19 protein-coding genes and 2 riboswitches are annotated in these 18,166 nt (G+C 28.7%); of the genes, 2 read left to right on the top strand and 17 right to left on the bottom strand.

The genetic code is table 11. The features are described from left to right. Positions 1–8: 8 nt before the first annotated feature. The 13 genes from pilM to T514_RS0122090 all read right to left on the bottom strand — a co-directional run bounded on the left by pilM (position 9) and on the right by T514_RS0122090 (position 11,378). A complete protein-coding gene (gene pilM, locus T514_RS0122150) occupies positions 9–1,466 on the bottom strand; it encodes a type IV pilus biogenesis protein PilM (protein ID WP_027626697.1) in 1,458 nt (485 codons plus the stop codon). A 31-nt stretch (positions 1,467–1,497) separates the two neighbouring features. After that, complete coding sequence (locus tag T514_RS0122145; RefSeq protein WP_027626696.1) at positions 1,498–2,688, bottom strand: type II secretion system F family protein; 1,191 nt, start codon at positions 2,686–2,688, stop codon at positions 1,498–1,500. A gap of 12 nt (positions 2,689–2,700) precedes the next feature. Next, positions 2,701–4,377: a GspE/PulE family protein gene (locus T514_RS0122140; protein ID WP_027626695.1), complete on the bottom strand. Its 1,677-nt coding sequence runs from the start codon at positions 4,375–4,377 to the stop codon at positions 2,701–2,703. Between the two features lie 29 nt (positions 4,378–4,406). Then, positions 4,407–5,663 (bottom strand): prepilin-type N-terminal cleavage/methylation domain-containing protein, encoded by a 1,257-nt coding sequence (locus T514_RS0122135; RefSeq protein ID WP_027626694.1) that lies wholly within the window; start codon positions 5,661–5,663, stop codon positions 4,407–4,409. Between the two features lie 68 nt (positions 5,664–5,731). Next, a complete protein-coding gene (locus T514_RS0122130; protein ID WP_027626693.1) occupies positions 5,732–6,151 on the bottom strand; it encodes a hypothetical protein in 420 nt (139 codons plus the stop codon). An 8-nt stretch (positions 6,152–6,159) separates the two neighbouring features. Next, entirely contained in the window at positions 6,160–6,579 is a 420-nt protein-coding gene (locus tag T514_RS0122125; protein ID WP_027626692.1) for a type IV pilus modification PilV family protein, read from the bottom strand. 79 nt (positions 6,580–6,658) lie between these two features. Then, a complete protein-coding gene (locus tag T514_RS25975; protein WP_051542258.1) occupies positions 6,659–7,279 on the bottom strand; it encodes a type II secretion system protein in 621 nt (206 codons plus the stop codon). Positions 7,280–7,320: 41 nt separating this feature from the next. Further along, the gene (locus tag T514_RS0122115; RefSeq protein ID WP_027626691.1) at positions 7,321–7,803 is read right to left on the bottom strand and encodes a type II secretion system protein GspG; all 483 of its coding nucleotides are present in this window, start codon (positions 7,801–7,803) and stop codon (positions 7,321–7,323) included. A gap of 120 nt (positions 7,804–7,923) precedes the next feature. After that, the gene (locus T514_RS0122110; protein ID WP_027626690.1) at positions 7,924–8,448 is read right to left on the bottom strand and encodes a type II secretion system protein GspG; all 525 of its coding nucleotides are present in this window, start codon (positions 8,446–8,448) and stop codon (positions 7,924–7,926) included. 102 nt (positions 8,449–8,550) lie between these two features. Then, positions 8,551–9,072 carry a prepilin-type N-terminal cleavage/methylation domain-containing protein gene (locus T514_RS0122105; RefSeq protein WP_084284835.1) on the bottom strand — a complete coding sequence of 174 codons (522 nt, stop codon included), beginning with the start codon at positions 9,070–9,072 and terminating at the stop codon, positions 8,551–8,553. Between the two features lie 94 nt (positions 9,073–9,166). After that, positions 9,167–9,250, bottom strand: a riboswitch (cyclic di-GMP riboswitch). 191 nt (positions 9,251–9,441) lie between these two features. Further along, positions 9,442–10,386, bottom strand: coding sequence for a sensor domain-containing diguanylate cyclase (locus T514_RS0122100; protein WP_027626688.1), 945 nt, complete (start codon positions 10,384–10,386; stop codon positions 9,442–9,444). Further along, the gene (locus T514_RS0122095) at positions 10,379–11,023 is read right to left on the bottom strand and encodes a chemotaxis protein CheC (protein WP_242850648.1); all 645 of its coding nucleotides are present in this window, start codon (positions 11,021–11,023) and stop codon (positions 10,379–10,381) included. Before T514_RS0122095 ends, T514_RS0122100 begins: the two co-directional genes overlap by 8 nt. Then, positions 11,004–11,378, bottom strand: a complete 375-nt coding sequence (locus T514_RS0122090; protein ID WP_027626686.1) for a response regulator — start codon at positions 11,376–11,378, stop codon at positions 11,004–11,006. The genes T514_RS0122095 and T514_RS0122090 overlap by 20 nt, the downstream gene beginning before the upstream one ends. Positions 11,379–11,458: 80 nt before the next feature. Continuing rightward, a riboswitch (cyclic di-GMP riboswitch) is annotated at positions 11,459–11,541 on the bottom strand. A 192-nt stretch (positions 11,542–11,733) separates the two neighbouring features. Here T514_RS0122090 and T514_RS0122085 point away from each other — a divergent pair. Beyond that, positions 11,734–12,462 (top strand): tRNA lysidine(34) synthetase, encoded by a 729-nt coding sequence (locus tag T514_RS0122085; RefSeq protein ID WP_027626685.1) that lies wholly within the window; start codon positions 11,734–11,736, stop codon positions 12,460–12,462. A 195-nt stretch (positions 12,463–12,657) separates the two neighbouring features. Here T514_RS0122085 and groL read toward each other — a convergent pair whose 3' ends face one another. Together groL and groES are read right to left on the bottom strand one after the other, a co-directional pair. Next, positions 12,658–14,286, bottom strand: a complete 1,629-nt coding sequence (groL, locus tag T514_RS0122080) for a chaperonin GroEL (RefSeq protein WP_027626684.1) — start codon at positions 14,284–14,286, stop codon at positions 12,658–12,660. Between the two features lie 56 nt (positions 14,287–14,342). Next, entirely contained in the window at positions 14,343–14,627 is a 285-nt protein-coding gene (gene groES / locus T514_RS0122075) for a co-chaperone GroES (protein ID WP_027626683.1), read from the bottom strand. Positions 14,628–14,957: 330 nt separating this feature from the next. Here groES and T514_RS0122070 point away from each other — a divergent pair, with 330 nt between their 5' ends. Beyond that, entirely contained in the window at positions 14,958–15,593 is a 636-nt protein-coding gene (locus T514_RS0122070; protein ID WP_034870052.1) for a TIGR01906 family membrane protein, read from the top strand. Between the two features lie 11 nt (positions 15,594–15,604). Here T514_RS0122070 and T514_RS0122065 read toward each other — a convergent pair whose 3' ends face one another. Further along, positions 15,605–16,348 carry a TVP38/TMEM64 family protein gene (locus tag T514_RS0122065; protein ID WP_027626681.1) on the bottom strand — a complete coding sequence of 248 codons (744 nt, stop codon included), beginning with the start codon at positions 16,346–16,348 and terminating at the stop codon, positions 15,605–15,607. 316 nt (positions 16,349–16,664) lie between these two features. Further along, entirely contained in the window at positions 16,665–18,161 is a 1,497-nt protein-coding gene (glpK, locus tag T514_RS0122060) for a glycerol kinase GlpK (RefSeq protein ID WP_034870048.1), read from the bottom strand. Positions 18,162–18,166 lie beyond the last annotated feature (5 nt).

The raw sequence follows: 18,166 nt of genomic DNA, 5'->3' as shown, positions 1-18,166 counted from the left end.
TCACACCTTTATAAAGGATCTTTAATTTTTAATGTAAACTTTGCTTCATTCTCACTATTATCTAGTTTAATGGAGTCTAGTTCAATATGTTCAAAGATTCCTATATTATTTATTGCTATAACTAGCTTTACCTTATCTAATGTACTATTATTTATATTTACTGTTATATCTACCTTTTCTTTATCTACATACACATCACTTACTAATACATTTGAAGGCAATCCTTTTTTTAATTCCTGAAGATAATAAGTGTATTTAAACTCATCCTTATTTATAATATCAATAGCCTTTTCCTTCTTTTCATATTCTGACTTTCTGCTCTGTAAAGAATCATATTCTTTATTAACCTTTTCTAATCTCTTGATTTCTTTATCTAAATTAGTAGTATTATACTTAGGTAATTCATTATTTATATAATACTGTGCTACAGATATCCAAGCTATTGTAATTATTGAAAAAAATATAATCATATTAGTAATTATATTTCTTTCTTTTCTTTTACTTACATCGGATTCTATAACATTATTAAAATTTATGGTTTTATTATAAATCTCTTTAAGTCTTAAATTACATCCTAATACATCTCCATATTCATTTATACTCATATCTACATCATCACAAATAGCAGTATTCTTCACAATATCTGTAATGCCTTGTTCAATAAATATATTAAACTGTTCATTTAACGTGCTTATGAAACTTTCTTTATAAAAAGCTTGTCCTAATAAATAAATTTTATCTAATTTATTACCAAAATGTCTTGTAGAATAAAAATTTAAAAAATATCCTATATTATCCAATAACTCTTCATAACTTTCTTCATAACTTTCTTCTACATTATCTAACATTTCCATAGGAAAATTAGAATGAAGAAATATCCTATTTCCCTCTAATATAGTTACGTTAGTTCTTCCTCTGATAAAATCTATTACAGCTACATTTTCATCTTCTCTTAAATTAAATAAATCCCCTATACAATCTGGATAAATAGTTATTCTTTCTATATTAATCCCTGAATTCTTCATAAAAAATGATATATTATTTAATTTTGCTTTTGGAATAACTATTAAAAGTATATGAAATTTCTTTACCTTATCCTTTTCCATCTGAGCTATTTTATAATCATAATAATACTCATTCATATTTACTGTAAAATACTCATCTATATTATTCTTAATGAAACTTTCAATATCCTTTTTTTTCATAAAAGGTATTTCTACTAATCTTGTAATTACTCCATCAAGAGCTATAATTGCTATAGCTTTTTTATTTATCATTTTATTTTTCTTTAAAAATACTTTAGTAAAATTTATATTTTCTTCAGTACTAAAATGATTATTTTTCAAACTCTCATTTGTAATAGTTTTTACTTTTTTTATTATAGATTTTCCAAGTTTATACTGTAATAACACAATATCTATAGACCCTTCATTAAATCTAAATACTATCTTATTTTTTGCTAGCAAATTAAATTCCCCCATTATAAGAGTTTATTATCTACTTAATATTATTTGACATTTGAAATATAGGCAAAGCTATTCCGATTATTACAATACCCACCAAAAAACCAATAATTAATGTGAATGCAGGTTCTACTAGAGACATTACCTTATTAATACCATTGTCCACTTTTTTATCATATATATCAGTTAATTTAAAAAACATACTCTCTAGCTTTCCTGTTTCCTCCCCTATTCGTATCATTTGAATAGTAATTGGATCAAATATCATTTCTTTTTCAAAGGAATCCGCTATTTTAGCCCCATTTACGATTTCTTTTTTAGCATTCTCTACCTTTTTAGAAACAAAACTATTACCAACTATGAGCTGTATATTTTCTAATGAATTAATTATAGGAACTGCTGATTTTGTAAATATAGCCATACTTCTAGAAAATCTATCAGTGATTATATTCCTCTTTAACTCCCCTATTACAGGAATTTTTAAAACTACCCTATCTAAATATAATTTTACATGAGGAATTTTAAAAATGTATTTTAAAACCATTATGAAAATTATTATTTCTCCTATAAATAATAAAAAATTATTATTTATATAATTCATAAATTTAATTAAAAATATTGTGACTACAGGTAAATCACTATTTCCTTCAAATATTTCACTTATCTTCCCAAGAATAAAGAAATTAAAAAACAGCATCATTGCAACAGTTAATATTAAAAGAATAGACGGATATATAGCTGCACTTTTTACTTTACTTTTCATAGTGGCTTCCTTTTGATAATAGCTTTCCATATTAGTAAGTATCTCATCTGTATTACCACTTAATTCACCAGAAGACACCATATCCGTTAAGATATTAGGAAAGAATCCTGAATTTCTCATAGAATCTCCCAATGTTTCTCCTTTTCTTACTCCTATAATAACAGCCTCCGCAGCCTTTTTTAATTTTTTGTCTTGTTCTTCAATTATTTCAAGCCCTTTTAAAATACTTACCCCAGTATTTATTATTACTGCCATTTGACCGCAAAAAGAACTTATAAGTTCATCCTTAAGTGTAGTTCTGCCAATTTTTATTTCACTTAGACCTTTCTTCTTTTTTATATATATAATTTTTAGGCCCTTTAATTTAATTTCTTCTATAGCAGACTCCATAGATTTTTCTTCTATACAACCCTTTATTATATTAAAATTGTTATCAGTAGCTTTATAAACAAATCTTATCATAATTATTACCTTCTAATATCCATAGGTTACTCTAAGCATCTCTTCAACAGTAGTTACTCCTGCTAAAACCTTTCTTATACAAGCTTCCCTTAGAAGTACTGTACCATTCTTTTGTGCCTCTTTTTCAATAGCTCCTTCTCCTCTTTTGTAGTCAATTAATTCTTTTATCTCTTTGTTTATTTCAATTACTTCAAAAATACCTGTTCTTCCTTTATAGCCTGTTCCACTACAAATGCTGCACCCTTTGGCCCTTTTAAGTTTTACTTTTTCATTAATACCTAATAATCTCATTTCCTTTGAACCACTAATATACTCTTCACTACAATTAGGACAAATTTTTCTAACCAACCTTTGTGATATTATCCCTATAACTGTAGATGAAATTAAAAAAGGTTCCATTTTCATATCTTGTAATCTGGTTACTACCCCAGCAGCATTATTGGTATGTATTGTTGATAGAACTAAATGACCTGTTAAAGCGGATCTTATGGATATTTCCGCGGTCTCATTATCCCTTATTTCACCTACAAGTATTATGTTTGGGTCCTGTCTAAGTATACTTCTAAGTCCTGATGCAAAAGTAAATCCAATTTTATTATTTACCTGCATTTGATTTATTCCTTTTAAATTGTATTCTACTGGATCTTCTATAGTAACAATGTTCTTATCATTATCATTTAATCTATTTAATATAGTATACAAAGTTGTGGTCTTTCCACTTCCTGTTGGCCCACACACAAGTATTATGCCATATGGCTTGCTTATTATATTTTTTAGTTTGTCTAGTTCATCTGAATCTAACCCAACCCTTTCTAAATCTAATGAAAAGTTACTCTTATCAAGAATCCTCATAACTACTTTTTCCCCTAAAATAGTAGGCACTATAGATATTCTTAAATCAATATTGTTTTGCTTAGATTTAAAGTTAATTCTTCCATCTTGAGGTATTCTTTTTTCTGCAATATTAAGGTCTGACATTATTTTTATTCTACTTACTACCGCCTCTAACATGCCTATATCAACTTTCATTATCTCTCTTAGCACACCATCGATCCTATATCTTACTCTCATTTCTCCTTCATATGGCTCTATATGAATATCTGAAGCATTATTTAATATAGCATTATCGATTATAGTGTTAATGAATTTAATTGTAGGAGCAGAGGAACTATTTTCATATTCTTCTATAGGTTCATTGTTTGATTTTCTATATCCATAAATTTTTCCATAGTTTTCTGCTGCTTTTTCTGCCTTGCTTTTTCCATAATATTTTTCTATATTTTCAAGAATAGAATTTCTTAATGATATAGCTGTTTTTACCGCATATTCTGTAGCTACCCTAATTTCCTCTATAGCAAAATAATTTAGAGGATCACTCATAACAACTAATAACCTACCATTTATAATATCTATAGGTAATAGTTCATGCTTTCTAGCCATTACCTCTGGTATTATATCTATTACCTCTTGTCTTATGCTTACCTTATCTAAGTCTATATAATCTATTCCTAATTGCTTTCTTATAGCTTCTACTATTTGTTCATTTGTTGCAAAACCCTTTGTTACAAGAAGTTCTCCTAATTTTTCTCCTGTTTCTTTTTGTATATCTAAGGCTTTTTTCAATATCACTTCAGTTATAAGACCTGAATCTATAAGTAGTTCTCCTAGTCTTTTTCGTGGTTTGACCATAAGATAATCCTCCTTTCATATTTTAAAATTTATTTTATGATTATTGTCCCATTACCTTCCTCATTAACAAAACTCTTATCAGTACCTCCAACAGATGATATTTTTATATTAGAGTTACTATTTCCATTTCTATTAGCAGATAAATTTGAAAAACTACAATTCACATTTCCACTAGCTGTTATATCTATTGTTGAACTTGCATTACCATTAGAGTTAGATTGTAGCTTACAATAAGCTAATATAATACTACCATTAGAAAGAATATTTATTTCTCTACTTCCACTTCCTGCACTATTACATATTATGTTAGAATAATTTCCTTCAATACTGCCCTTTGCACTTATATTTATGTTTCCTTCAGCCCTGTTACTTCCTTTTCCTTTAACCTTTAACTGAGCATAATTAAAACTTACTGTTCCATTAGCCTGAATATCTATGCCTCCTGATTTATTTCCTTGTGTATCAGTACTTATTATTGTGTTATTCATTATTATATTCTTTGTTATTAACTTTATATTTCCATCTTTACTAGCTTCTAATGTAACATCTTTATCTACTCTAATACCATCTCTTGCAATACAAGTTATTGAATTACTCTTAACAATAAAGTCCGAAGGAAAAACTAGAATTCCTTTTACATACTTCTCATCCTTTTTCCAATCATAAACCCCATTAATAAATTCAATGTTATAATCACTTCCATCAAACTTGCCATTGTTATCTATATCTATATAAGGCTTACTCGGATCTCCATCTCCTTCATCATCTCCTGGTCTATCAGCAATAGCTGAATTGATTTTACTACTTACATCAAATTCTATTATTTTATCATTGTTTAACTTATCCTTTATTTTAATAGTTACATGATAAAGACTATTTTTATTTTCTATATTAAATCCTTCTTCAGGAATATTTTCTAGCATAACAAACTCTTCATTATCACTTTTTCTTATAATTTTATAAATCTTATTATTTGAAATCTTTCCTGTTTCAGCTTTTATATATTTTACTGTACTATTTCCTTTTTCTACAATATAGAGTATATTTCCTTCATTAAGTCTATTAAAACTTACAGATTCTTTCAAATCCCTAGTAATCCAATCTACTGTTGTTCTAATATCATTTTGAGCATTAGTTGTATTAACTTGTCTCAAAACCAATCTAGAAGAGGAGTTTATAAGAGAATATGCCGTTCCAATTATAAAAGTTAGTATAACTATAGAAATCATAAGTTCTACCAGGGTAAATCCTTTTTTATTATTTAACATTTTCTTTAATTCACTCACTCTTATTCACCCCTATCTATTCATGACATACAAAAAATATTTGTCTACTCCATATTAAATGGCACTCATTATTTTTCTTCTTTCCACTGTATAATTTTCCCGCTTTCTATTTCTAAACTAGCTATTATTTTATATTTAGATCCTCTTCTTGTACTTCCTTCCCCTATAAATACTCCTGTTTTTTCTTCACCTTTAACTGGAGCTTTGTAACTGTAACTATAGCTTCCTATTTGCTTTATGCTACTACTTCCTTTAAAACTTTTTACTTCTTTATCTTTAATTAGCATAGTATTATATTCATATAATCCATGTTCAACAGCCCCTTCTGCTAAATTCTTAGCAATTATTCTTTCTTGAGAAGCCTTATTTATTTTTATTTCATTATTTACTGTAGTTAAAATCACTGCACTAAGAGATACTAAAAGTATTCCTAAAAATATAGCTAACGGTAAAGCAGCCCCTCTCTTTTTTAAAGATCTAAACTTCATTTTGTACCTCACCTACTTAAACTCTTATCATTTTTCTGCCACAAGAGTCTTATCCCAATTTCAATACTATTGCCATTTTGAGGCTTTACTTCTACTATTATTTCTACAAGTTTGCCTTTTTCATTTTCCTCAATCTCTGTACTAGTTACTAAAATACTATATTTTATATTATCTTTTATTTCTTCTTTAGGTAAACTATCAATGTACTCATCTAATAATATATCTTTTCTATCTCTAGCAGCTCTTATTTGTTCTAAATAGTTTTGAGCTATAATAGTACCTTGCAAACTTTCCTTATTGCTATTACCTGCTTTTAACCCAGAAAAAGCCACCTTTGAAAAAATAGCCACAGTACCTGAAATCAATACCATGGCTATTATTACTTCTACTAGGGTAAATCCTTTTTTACATTTTTTAAATTTAAACATACTACCAGCCCTTTATTATATTTTAACTTTTCCTTACCTATATTGTGAAATATCATATATTGAAAACATTCGAAAATTACTACTTTTTATTGGGCCAGTCTGCTATTTTTAATGTAACTTTTTTCTTATCAGTTATATCATCTTTTTGTACTCCATCTTCATTATTATTGCCACTTTTAACAACCTCAAAAGGACTTTGCTTAACCAATTGTTTTGCACCATTTTCTGTTACCCCATGAATAGTGATATATATACCTGCATCCGCTCCATTGGCATTATCACTTGAAGATGCCCATGCTTCATAATCATATGTTCCACCCCAAGCTGTAGCTTTGGAAAGTGGAGAATCTAAATACGGTCCATTCCAATTTGAGTTTATTTTTTCCTTATAATCATTCTTAGAAAAGCCCATATCTTCTATTGACTTGTCGATATATTTAATATTCTTTAAATCACCTTTTGTACATCCAAAACCCGGATCTGTTCCTTGATTAACATCAGCAGGAAAAAATCCTACATCGGCATAAAACTGTAGTGCTGCTGTTTTAAAAGCTTTCATATCACTTAAAGTTCTGCTTACTTTAGACTTTTCTATAGCTTTAAATGCGTTTGGTGCTATTATTGCTGCTAGTATTGCTATTATTGCTATTACCACTAAAAGCTCTACTAAAGTAAATCCTTTCTTTATTCTTTTAACCATGCCTGTTCCCCCATCATTTTTTAATTTGTAGATTTAATAATTTATTGTTCAGAAATTATTAAATCTAAACATTTCTCATCGCCTCTGACTATTTCATTCCCTCCATTTAAATCTGCCTTAATTCTGTCTACAGCTTTTTTAGGAACGTTATACATTCTAATCCAAGTCTCACCTGTTCCATTTGTAACATTACTAAGAAACAGATACTTTTGTCCCCAAGGGTTTTTATTAGGCCACTTTTCAATATAGGGTCCATTCCATCCATCTACTCCATCTTTAGGCTCTTTCACAAGTCCTGGATCTGAGCCTCTATTGTCAGAATTATCTGGCCACCTTCCTGTATCTGCATAATAACTCAACGTTGCTGTCTTTATTGCTTTATAGTCTGACTCTATTGTAGCTACTTTACTCTTTTCAATAGCCTTAAATGCATTTGGCGCTATTATTGCTGCCAGTATTGCTATTATTGCTATTACCACCAAAAGCTCTACCAAGGTAAATCCTTTCTTAATCTTTTTACCCATAAATATACCTCTTCACATTAAAAATTTGATATCTATCTTTTTAAGTTATTCTTTATAAGCACCACTAAAATTTTTTAAAAAGAGTATCAGAGCATTATCTGCTCTAATGCTCTTTTCTTATTACTGTTCAGAAATTATTAAGTATACTGTATCTCCCTTGTATCTAACTACACCGGTATCTTCATTACCATTTCCTCCATCTAAATCTGCTTCAAGTCTATCTCTTGCTGATGTAGGAACCTTAGTTAATTCAATATACTTATAATTTTTCTTGTCTTTATCATCCTCCACTGGAACATTACCATCTTCATTGTTCTTGAATGTGTAAGTTCCTCCCCAAGGATTTTTAGTTGGCCATTTTTCTAAGTAAGGTCCATTCCATACTTTTTTCAAACTCTCCTCACTTGGCTCATCTACTAAATTTGGATCATTATTAGATTGTCCTTTAGGCCAATCTCCTGTATCTGCATAATAACTAAGTGCTGCTGTTTTTATTGCCTTATAGTCTGACTCTGCTGTAGCTACTTTGCTCTTTTCTATAGCTTTAAATGCATTTGGTGCTATTATTGCTGCTAATATTGCTATTATTGCTATTACCACTAAAAGTTCTACCAGAGTGAAACCTTTTTTTACTTTCTTAATCATAGAACTACCCCCTCACTTTAAAAATTTCACCTTTAATATTTACTCTTTACTAAAAAACATTTTATGCTCCATTATATATGCTTCAAAAATAATTTCCTTAAATTATTGCTGTTCAGAAATTATTAGGTATACTATATTGTTTGCATCATACCTAACTATCCCTTCTTTCCCATTCTTATCACCATCTAAATCCGCCTCTAATCTATTAATTGCATTAGAGTTAACATTATTTAGCTTTAACACCTTAGTACCATTTTCTAATTTTAAATTAGTGGTGTTTAAATCTTTTGTAACTATGAAATAATACTCTCCTCCCCATGGGTTTTTAGTTGGCCATTTTTCCAAGTATGGTCCATTCCAGTTAATTTTATTGTCCTTATCACTGTTGTTCTCCATAAAACCAGGATCTCCACCTTTATTCTTGTCATTCGGCCATGTTCCCATATCAGAGTAATAACTTAATGCCGCTGTTTTTATTGCCTTGTAGTCTGACTCTGCTGTAGCTACTTTGCTCTTTTCTATAGCTTTAAATGCATTTGGTGCTATTATTGCTGCTAATATTGCTATTATTGCTATTACCACTAAAAGCTCTACCAGAGTGAAACCTTTTTTCTTATTTTTCATAATCCCCCATCCTTTCATAATATTAATTACAAAACTATTTTTACAGTATATGCTGTATACCACTAATAAAAAACCCTACATTCATAAAAAATTATGAATGTAGGGTGGGTTGCATCATTAACTCCATACATACAAGATGCCCAAAATAAGCATGTACTTCTTTGTCCCCCTAACAGTAAAAGCTATACTTTTATCCGATGACTACCTGCTCTAATATCCCATCCTCTTTAAAGTGGGAGTAAAGGACGATTACGTCCCTGAATAACAACTTCTAAGGAGTAAAACTCCTAGAAATTCTGTTTATAATGGAATATTATCACCTAATGGAAATTATTTCAATGGATTCTTTAAAAATTTACAAACTTGTAATTAATTACTACAGTTTGAAAATGAGAAATAGGTGTCTCCGCCTTTACTTTTTGCTATATACATTGCTTTATCTGCCTTTAATACCAGCTCATCAATAGTATTTCCATCATAATTCAATAAACTAATTCCTATACTTAGGGATATTTTTATTTCTTCTTGTCCACAACTTAAAAATTTATTTTCCCTATTAATAATTCTTGAAGCTACAGCTTCACAATCATCATAACTTTTTACAAATGGTAGTAACACTAAAAATTCATCTCCACCAAATCTGGCAATAATGTCACCTTTTCTAGTATATTCTTTTAATATATCAGCTACATTAACAATAACTTCGTCACCTTTTATATGTCCATAAGTATCATTAATACTTTTAAATTTGTCTACATCTATAAACATTAAACCTAAAAGTTTATTGCTTCTTTGTGCATTTGCATAAAGCTTATCTGCAATTTTATAAAACAACATTCTATTTGCTAAACCTGTTATTCCATCATAATAAGCTAATTTATTAATAGTTTTTTCTTTGTCTTTTAATTCTTTATTTAAAAAGTACAATTCACCAATATATTTTTTTAATTGCTTAATACGTAAAAATTGATTAGTTACATCAATAAACTCAATAAGTATAAAATTTAGATTATCTCTCTCTATTTTACTTATCTTTAAATTTAAATCTTTATTATTATTAAGTATATTTTTATGCATAGCTGCTGAAAGGAAAATGTTTCTTCCTTCATTAATTACACCATTCATTAATTTTTTAACATAACCTTTATTTAGAGTCGGAATAACATCATATATACAATTATCTAGTACATCTTCTTCATTAATATTTGTTAAACGTTTCATGTGATCATTCCAAAATAGAATTTTTAAATCTTCGTTCAATATTATTATTCCTTCATTTATATTGCCTAATATATGATATAAAATTCTATCCACAGAAATCATCTTCTATCATTCCTACTTTATTTAATAGATCGTTTAATGAACTCAAAGTAAGATTAATTATTATAGCCCCTACTATTTCTGAGCTGTCTATTTTAAAGGTTATATATAACATTAATATATGGATATAATCTTTGCTCTCTATGCTTGATTTAAAGTCCCTTTTATTAAATACTCTTACTTCTGGCAAGGTATAACTTAATTTTATGTTTAAATAATTTCCTATCTCTCCAATAATTGAATTCAATGTTATATTCCCTATCTCTTTTATAACATCAAAGTCTATATCCGTAAAATCCATATCAGAAAATTCATTTTTATTGTTTTCATTTAAACAAAGATTTATGAAGGTTCTCATTTTGTCAGCTGGAAAAATTAAGCTTGCCTTTCCTTTTAACTCTTTCCGGAAACATATGGAAGATACCATTATAGTTCCCTTTAATGCTTTAGGAAGTGAATCATCTATGTCTATTTTTTTATCATTCAAATTATAAATCTTTAAATTAGGTACAGTCAGCAATATTTTTTTATTAATTATTTCTGAGAGAATACTTGCCGATTTTCCTACACTTATATTAAATAATTCTTTTAATATATCCTCTGTTAACGCTCTATCCCTCATTTTTTTCATTCCTTATTATTTCACATATAGTCTTTGCCTTTTCTTCAGTAAAAGGCTTATTTATAAATTCTATTACTCCATGTGCATTTATTTCTTCCTTTATACTTTTCTGAACATCTGCTGAAACCACTATTATTTTTGCATCAAGGTCATATTCATTTATTAATTTTATTAATTCTTCTCCATTTAATTTAGGCATCAATAAATCTACAAATGTATAGTCTGGTTTAATACTTTTGTATTTTTCTAGTCCCTCTTCTCCATCTTTTGCAAAATAAGTATTTACATTATCTAAATGCTTTGCAATTAAGTTAGCTATTATTCTTTGAGAAAAAACAGAATCATCAATAATTAAAATGTCCATTTTAACTATACCTCCTATTTAAAATTATTTAATAATTTATATTCTAAAAAATAAAAAACCCTATATTCATAAAAATATATGAACATAGGGTGGGTTGCATCACTAACTCCATACATATTAGATGCCCAAGTTGAATATGTATTTCACAGTTCCCCTCATATTTAAAACTTCTCTAAATTATAACAGTTAAATATTATCATTTAATATAATTTGTTGCAATAGGTATTCAAATTAATTTTCAAAGTTACTTTATAATTTTTTATAATAATTTCTTATTAATCTTTAATTGTAGATAGACAACTTAATTATTATATTATATATTTAAAATTATTATGATAAAGGAGGACTTTAATTTATGATAATTTTTGAAAGAAAATATAATAGAATGTTTTTAAGAGACGTAAGAGATACTATAGAAACCTATAAAATGATACAGCCAGAAGATAAAGTAGCTGTAGGATTATCTGGTGGAAAAGACAGTGTATTTCTATTATTTGTATTAAGGTTAATTCAACTAACAGCCATAAAAGATTTTACTTTAACTGGTATTACTATAGATATGGATTTAGGTATGGATTTTTCCCCTTTAAAACAATTTTGTGATGAAAATAATATACTATTAATAATAGAAAAAACTAATATAGCAGATGTAGTATTCAATGAAAGAAAAGAAAAAAATCCCTGTTCATTATGCTCAAAATTAAGAAAAGGTGCTTTAATAAGAGTAGCTAAAGAAAATAATTTTAATAAATTAGCTTTAGGACACAATAGTGATGATGTAATAGAAACATTATTTATGAATGTTTTAAAAGTAGGCAAACTAGGAACTTTTCATCCTAATATTTACTATAAAGATAAAGATATAAACATTATAAGGCCCTTAGTTAAGATTAGGGAAGATTTCATTGAAAAGTTTGTAAAAGATAATAACTTTCCTATAATTAAAAACTTATGTCCCGAAGATGAAAAAACAACAAGGGAGGAAATGAAAAATTTACTTATTTCCTTAGAAAAATTATATCCAGATGCTCAAGAAAAGATATTAACATCATTAACAAATGTAGACTTGAAAAATATGTGGTAAAAATAAAAAAAGTGCTTTGCACTTTTTTTAAGAGTACAGATAACAGAGCACAAAGTACAGATAAGGATAATTTTCCTCCATTACATTACGAAAAATTTTTAAATTAAAGATTTTCTGTAGAGTAGTGGAAGAAAATCCTCCTTAACTGTCAATTGTCCTCTGTCAACTGTCAATTAAAAAGTGTGTAACACTTTTTTAGTACATTCCGTCCATTCCCATTCCTGGTGCTCCTGGCATTGGAGTACTATTCTTTTCTGGAATATCAGCAACAGCAGCTTCTGTTGTTAAGAATGTTGATGAAACAGATGCAGCGTTCTGTAGTGCTGATCTTGTAACCTTAGTTGGATCAACTATACCAACTTTAATCATGTTTACATATTTATCATGTAATGCATCATATCCTGTACCTGGTTCGCTATTTCTTACTTTTTCGATTACAACTGAACCTTCTACTCCTGCATTGTAAGCTATCTGTCTTACTGGTTCTTCAAGAGCTTTTCTTATGATGTTTATACCAACTCTTATGTCAGCAACATCTGAAGTTAATTTTTCAACTTCTGGAATTACCATTGCATAAGCTGTTCCACCACCTGGAACTATACCTTCTTCAACAGCTGCTTTTGTAGCTGCTAAAGCATCTTCTATTCTTAATTTTCTTTCCTTTAACTCAGTTTCAGTAGCAGCACCTACTTTAATTACAGCTACTCCACCAGCAAGTTTTGCAAGTCTTTCCTGTAATTTTTCTCTATCAAAATCTGAAGTAGTTTCTTCTATCTGAGCTTTTATCTGAGATACTCTATCATGAATTTCTTCTTTAGATCCTCTACCATTAACTATAGTAGTGTTTTCTTTTGTTATCTTAACAGATTCTGCTACTCCAAGCATATCTAATGTAACTTCTTTTAAATCTCTTCCTAATTCTTCTGATATAACTTCTGCACCAGTAAGAATTGCTATGTCCTGAAGCATTTCTTTTCTTCTATCACCAAATCCTGGAGCTTTAACTGCTACACAATTAAATGTTCCTCTTAATTTATTAACAACTAATGTAGCTAATGCTTCTCCTTCTATGTCTTCAGCTATGATTAATAATCTTCTTCCCTGCTGAACGATTTTCTCAAGAACTGGTAGTAAGTCCTGAATATTTGATATTTTCTTATCTGTAATTAATATATATGGCTCATCTAATATAGCTTCCATTTTTTCTGCATCAGTAACCATATATGGGCTTAAATATCCTCTGTCAAACTGCATACCTTCAACAACATCTAATTCTGTTCCCATACTTCTTGATTCTTCTACAGTTATAACTCCTTCGTTACCTACTTTTTCCATAGCATCAGCTATAAGCTTACCAATTTCTTCATCAGCAGCGGAAATAGCAGCAACTCTTGCTATATCTTCTTTTCCTTCAACTGGTCTTGAAACATTTTTTATTTCTTCTACTGCTTTGTCAACAGCCATCTTGATACCACGTCTAATTAGCATTGGATTTGCTCCAGCTGTAACGTTCTTTAATCCTTCTCTTATTATAGCCTGTGCTAATAATGTAGCTGTAGTTGTTCCATCTCCTGCTACATCATTAGTTTTTGTAGCAACTTCTTTTACAAGTTGAGCACCCATATTTTCATATGCATCTTCCAATTCTATTTCTCTTGCTATAGTAACACCATCATTAGTAATAAGTGGTGCACCAAATTTTTTATCTAAAACAACATTTCTTCCCTTAGGTCCAAGTGTAACTTTAACTGTGTTAGCTAGTTTGTCAACACCTTTTTGCATAGATCTTCTTGCTTCTTCACCGAATAATAAGCTCTTTGCCATATCAAATACCTCCTCAGTATTATATTCTTTTTAAATTTAATATTTTCTAATCTAAATTATTCTAATACAGCTAATATATCGTCCTGCTTTAAAATTGTGTATTCAGCTCCATCAACTTTAACTTCATTACCTGCATATTTAGAGAATAACACTCTGTCTCCTACTTTAACTTCCATTTTAACTTCTTTTCCATTAATCATTCCGCCTGGTCCTACTGCTACTACTTCAGCTTCTTGTGGCTTTTCCTTTGCTGCTCCTGGAATAACTATTCCACTTTTAGTAGTTTCTTCAACCTCAATTCTTTTAATAACAACTCTGTCTCCAAGTGGTCTAACTTTCATTTAAACCCCTCCTTAATATATTTTAAAATATATGGTATATTAATAATAACTTTTTTGTTAGCACTCATTAGTTATGAGTGCTAATACAATTATTATAATAAATAATAGCATTTATAATATCAACTTTAAAAGAATACTATATTTGCTATTTAATAACTATTAAGTGCATTTATATGCAGATACCTACTTATCTTATTATATTGCTATGATTTTCTTTATTTTATATAATAATAAAATATTTTTTCATTTATAGATACAATTAGCTATTATATTTTAATAATATTTGTACATAATAACACATAATGCTGTTCCTAAGGAGCTTATAACATTATGGAAAAATTAAAATTATCATTTAAATTTATTTTTATTAATAGTTTTATATTATTTTTTATAATTCTTTCTATAAAATTAACAGTAAGTCTTAAACCACTTTATTATTTTGATATTAATTATTTAAACATTCCAGAAGACTCTGGATTTAACACTAATGATATTAAATTAAATTATAACTATCTTATAAATTTTATAACCTCTAAAAATAATATAAATTTTAATATTCCTACACTTTCCTCTTCACCCGAGGGGAAAATTCACTTTTATGAAGTAAAAACTCTTTTCACAAAAATAGATTATTTATTTTATATAACTAGTTTTATTTCTTTAATAGGAATATATTATTGTATTAAATTTAAAGACTTCTCAATTTTTAAACATGTAAGTAGGACATTACTATTAATACCTATATTACTTATTATAATTTTCTTTATTAATTTTCATAATGCATTTAACATATTTCATAAACTTCTTTTTAACAATAACTACTGGATTTTTGATATAAACAAAGATCCAGTAATAAAAATGTTACCTGAAAGATTTTTTCTTCATTGTGCTATGGCAATTAATATATTTATAATAATTTTTAGTTTAATATCTACTATTATATATAAAAAGAACCCTAACATTTAAATTAGAGTTCTTTATATTTCGTTATTTTTTTCTTTTCTTGACAAGTTTCTTATAATCTTTTCTCCTTTAAATACTCCAATTACAAATAACATTATCATAACTATAGCTATAGTAGCCAATAATGGTATATTCCTTGAACCTATTTTAGCTCCAAAATAAGCTGACATAACTATTCCCGGTATTCTTCCTACTGTTGAATAGATTACAAAATCCTTAAAATTAATCTCTGATATACCACATATATAAGCTAAAGCATCTTTAGGTATACCTGGTATTAAATAAAGAAGAAATACTACATAATTTATGCTGCCAAATTTTAATATCTTATCAAAAAACTTAAGTTGTTTTTTAGATATAATCTTTTGCACAAAAGGCTTCCCATATCTCCTAGATATAAGATATACCACTACACCTCCTAGAGTTATTCCTACTAAAGATATTATACTTCCATAAATAGTTCCAAAAATATATCCTCCTGCTATTTGAATTATTTCCCCTGGTATAAAAAACACTATAACCTGTATCATTTGTAATACAATAAAAGCAGGCACACTATACTTACCATAAGCCATTATGGCATCTTTTATTTTATTTGGATCCCTTAATGTGGGGAAATACTTTATATAATATTCATAGCCAATATAAATGAATAACAGACCAAATATACTTAAAACTATATGCCCCTTATATTGTGATAAATACTTGTAAATTTTTTTTAAAAAACATTTTATATTATTCGCAAAATTCTCCATAATGTCTTTCACCCTTAAAACTATTAATATTGTAATTAGTATTTACTTTTAATTTTTTAAAATACTATTATTAACAATAATAGTATACCTCTCCTACAAATATTTTTACATATATATAATTCGACATAAAACCCAAAAATCATTTTTTAATAAAAAAGGGCACTCAATCTAAAGAGTATATGTTACCCTTTAAATTAAGTCCCTATAATCTCAGTTAATCTATTTTTTAATTTTTGCTCATATTTAACACCTTATTTATTATTGTAGGAATTTATCCGATGACTATCCGCTCTAATACTCCCATCGCACTCTGTTTATATTATTTTTCTTCCCATTCTAATGATCTATTTACTGCTTTATGCCATCCTGCAACTAATTTTTCTCTTTTATCTGCTTCCATCGAAGCTTCAAATGTCTTTGATATGGCCCAATTTTGAGCTAATTCTTCTCTATCATTCCAATATCCTACAGCAAGTCCTGCTAAATAGGCTGCTCCAAGAGCTGTAGTCTCAATTACCTCTGGTCTATCTACATTTACTCCTAATATATCAGACTGAAATTGCATCAAGAAATTATTTGCACATGCTCCACCATCTACTTTTAAAGATTTAAGTTGTATTTCTGAATCTTCTTGCATAGCTTTCAGAAGATCATATGTTTGATATGCCATTGATTCAACAGCAGCCCTTATAATATGCTCTTTCTTAGCACCTCTTGTAAGACCAACTATTGTTCCTCTTGCATATTGATCCCAATATGGTGCACCTATGCCAACAAATGCAGGTACCACATATACCCCATTTGAATCTTCTACTGCTGTAGCATATCTTTCTGATTCTGCAGCACTTTTTATCATTCTAAGTTCATCTCTCAACCATTGGATAACTGCTCCTCCAATAAATACACTTCCTTCAAGAGCATATTCAACCTTGCCATCAATTCCTACCGCTATTGTAGTAAGTAGTCCGTTCTTTGAATCAACTGCCTTTTCCCCTGTATTCATTAATAAGAAACATCCAGTACCATATGTGTTTTTAGCCATACCTGGTTTGAAACAAGTTTGTCCAAATAATGCAGCTTGCTGATCTCCTGCATCTCCAGCTATTTTAATAGATGTTCCAAATAAAACTTCATCCGTTTCGCCATAAACACAACTAGAAGGCTTTACTTCTGGAAACATTGATTTTGGTATATCAAAAATTTTTAAAAGTTCTTCATCCCATTTAAGCTCATGTATATTATATAACATGGTTCTTGATGCATTGGTATAATCTGTTACATGTACTTTTCCATTTGTTAAGTTCCAAATTAGCCATGTATCCATATTTCCAAATAGCAGTTCCCCTTTTTCAGCCTGTTCTCTAGCGCCTTCAACATTATCTAATATCCACTTTATTTTTGTAGCCGAAAAATATGCATCTAAAACCAAGCCTGTCTTTTCTCTTATTTTCTTATCTATTCCTTTTTGCCTTAATTCATCACACATTGAAGCAGTTCTTCTACATTGCCATACTATAGCATTGTATACTGGCATTCCTGTTTTCTTATCCCAAACTACTGTGGTTTCTCTTTGATTCGTAATACCAATTGCTGCAATTTGCTCTGGCGAAATCCTAGCTGTCATAAGAGCCTCTCCTGCAACTCCTGCTTGTTTTCCCCATATCTCCAATGGGTCATGTTCTACCCATCCCCCTTTAGGATATATTTGTTTAAACTCTTTTTGCGCTACACTTACAATTTCACCCTTTTTATCGAATATTATGCATCTTGAACTTGTAGTGCCTTGGTCTAACGCCATTATATATTTCTTTTCCATAAAAT

It is taken from the genome of Clostridium lundense DSM 17049 (assembly GCF_000619945.1).
GTDB classification, from domain to species: domain Bacteria; phylum Bacillota; class Clostridia; order Clostridiales; family Clostridiaceae; genus Clostridium_AO; species Clostridium_AO lundense.
The sequence above is the reverse complement of the archived record's forward strand: the minus strand, read 5'-3'. Positions and strand labels throughout refer to the sequence as shown.

What these genes read in the sequence shown, in the direction of transcription:
- T514_RS0122095 (WP_242850648.1), bottom strand. Translation starts at nt 11,023, where the DNA reads ATGAAAAAAATGAGGGATAGAGCGTTAACAGAGGATATATTAAAAGAA.
- groL (WP_027626684.1), bottom strand. Translation starts at nt 14,286, where the DNA reads ATGGCAAAGAGCTTATTATTCGGTGAAGAAGCAAGAAGATCTATGCAA.
- T514_RS0122110 (WP_027626690.1), bottom strand. Translation starts at nt 8,448, where the DNA reads ATGATTAAGAAAGTAAAAAAAGGTTTCACTCTGGTAGAACTTTTAGTG.
- T514_RS0122105 (WP_084284835.1), bottom strand. Translation starts at nt 9,072, where the DNA reads ATGAAAAATAAGAAAAAAGGTTTCACTCTGGTAGAGCTTTTAGTGGTA.
- T514_RS0122090 (WP_027626686.1), bottom strand. Translation starts at nt 11,378, where the DNA reads ATGGACATTTTAATTATTGATGATTCTGTTTTTTCTCAAAGAATAATA.
- T514_RS0122125 (WP_027626692.1), bottom strand. Translation starts at nt 6,579, where the DNA reads ATGTTTAAATTTAAAAAATGTAAAAAAGGATTTACCCTAGTAGAAGTA.
- T514_RS0122085 (WP_027626685.1), top strand. Translation starts at nt 11,734, where the DNA reads ATGATAATTTTTGAAAGAAAATATAATAGAATGTTTTTAAGAGACGTA.
- T514_RS25975 (WP_051542258.1), bottom strand. Translation starts at nt 7,279, where the DNA reads ATGGTTAAAAGAATAAAGAAAGGATTTACTTTAGTAGAGCTTTTAGTG.
- T514_RS0122145 (WP_027626696.1), bottom strand. Translation starts at nt 2,688, where the DNA reads ATGATAAGATTTGTTTATAAAGCTACTGATAACAATTTTAATATAATA.
- glpK (WP_034870048.1), bottom strand. Translation starts at nt 18,161, where the DNA reads ATGGAAAAGAAATATATAATGGCGTTAGACCAAGGCACTACAAGTTCA.
- T514_RS0122140 (WP_027626695.1), bottom strand. Translation starts at nt 4,377, where the DNA reads ATGGTCAAACCACGAAAAAGACTAGGAGAACTACTTATAGATTCAGGT.
- T514_RS0122070 (WP_034870052.1), top strand. Translation starts at nt 14,958, where the DNA reads ATGGAAAAATTAAAATTATCATTTAAATTTATTTTTATTAATAGTTTT.
- T514_RS0122115 (WP_027626691.1), bottom strand. Translation starts at nt 7,803, where the DNA reads ATGGGTAAAAAGATTAAGAAAGGATTTACCTTGGTAGAGCTTTTGGTG.
- T514_RS0122130 (WP_027626693.1), bottom strand. Translation starts at nt 6,151, where the DNA reads ATGAAGTTTAGATCTTTAAAAAAGAGAGGGGCTGCTTTACCGTTAGCT.
- groES (WP_027626683.1), bottom strand. Translation starts at nt 14,627, where the DNA reads ATGAAAGTTAGACCACTTGGAGACAGAGTTGTTATTAAAAGAATTGAG.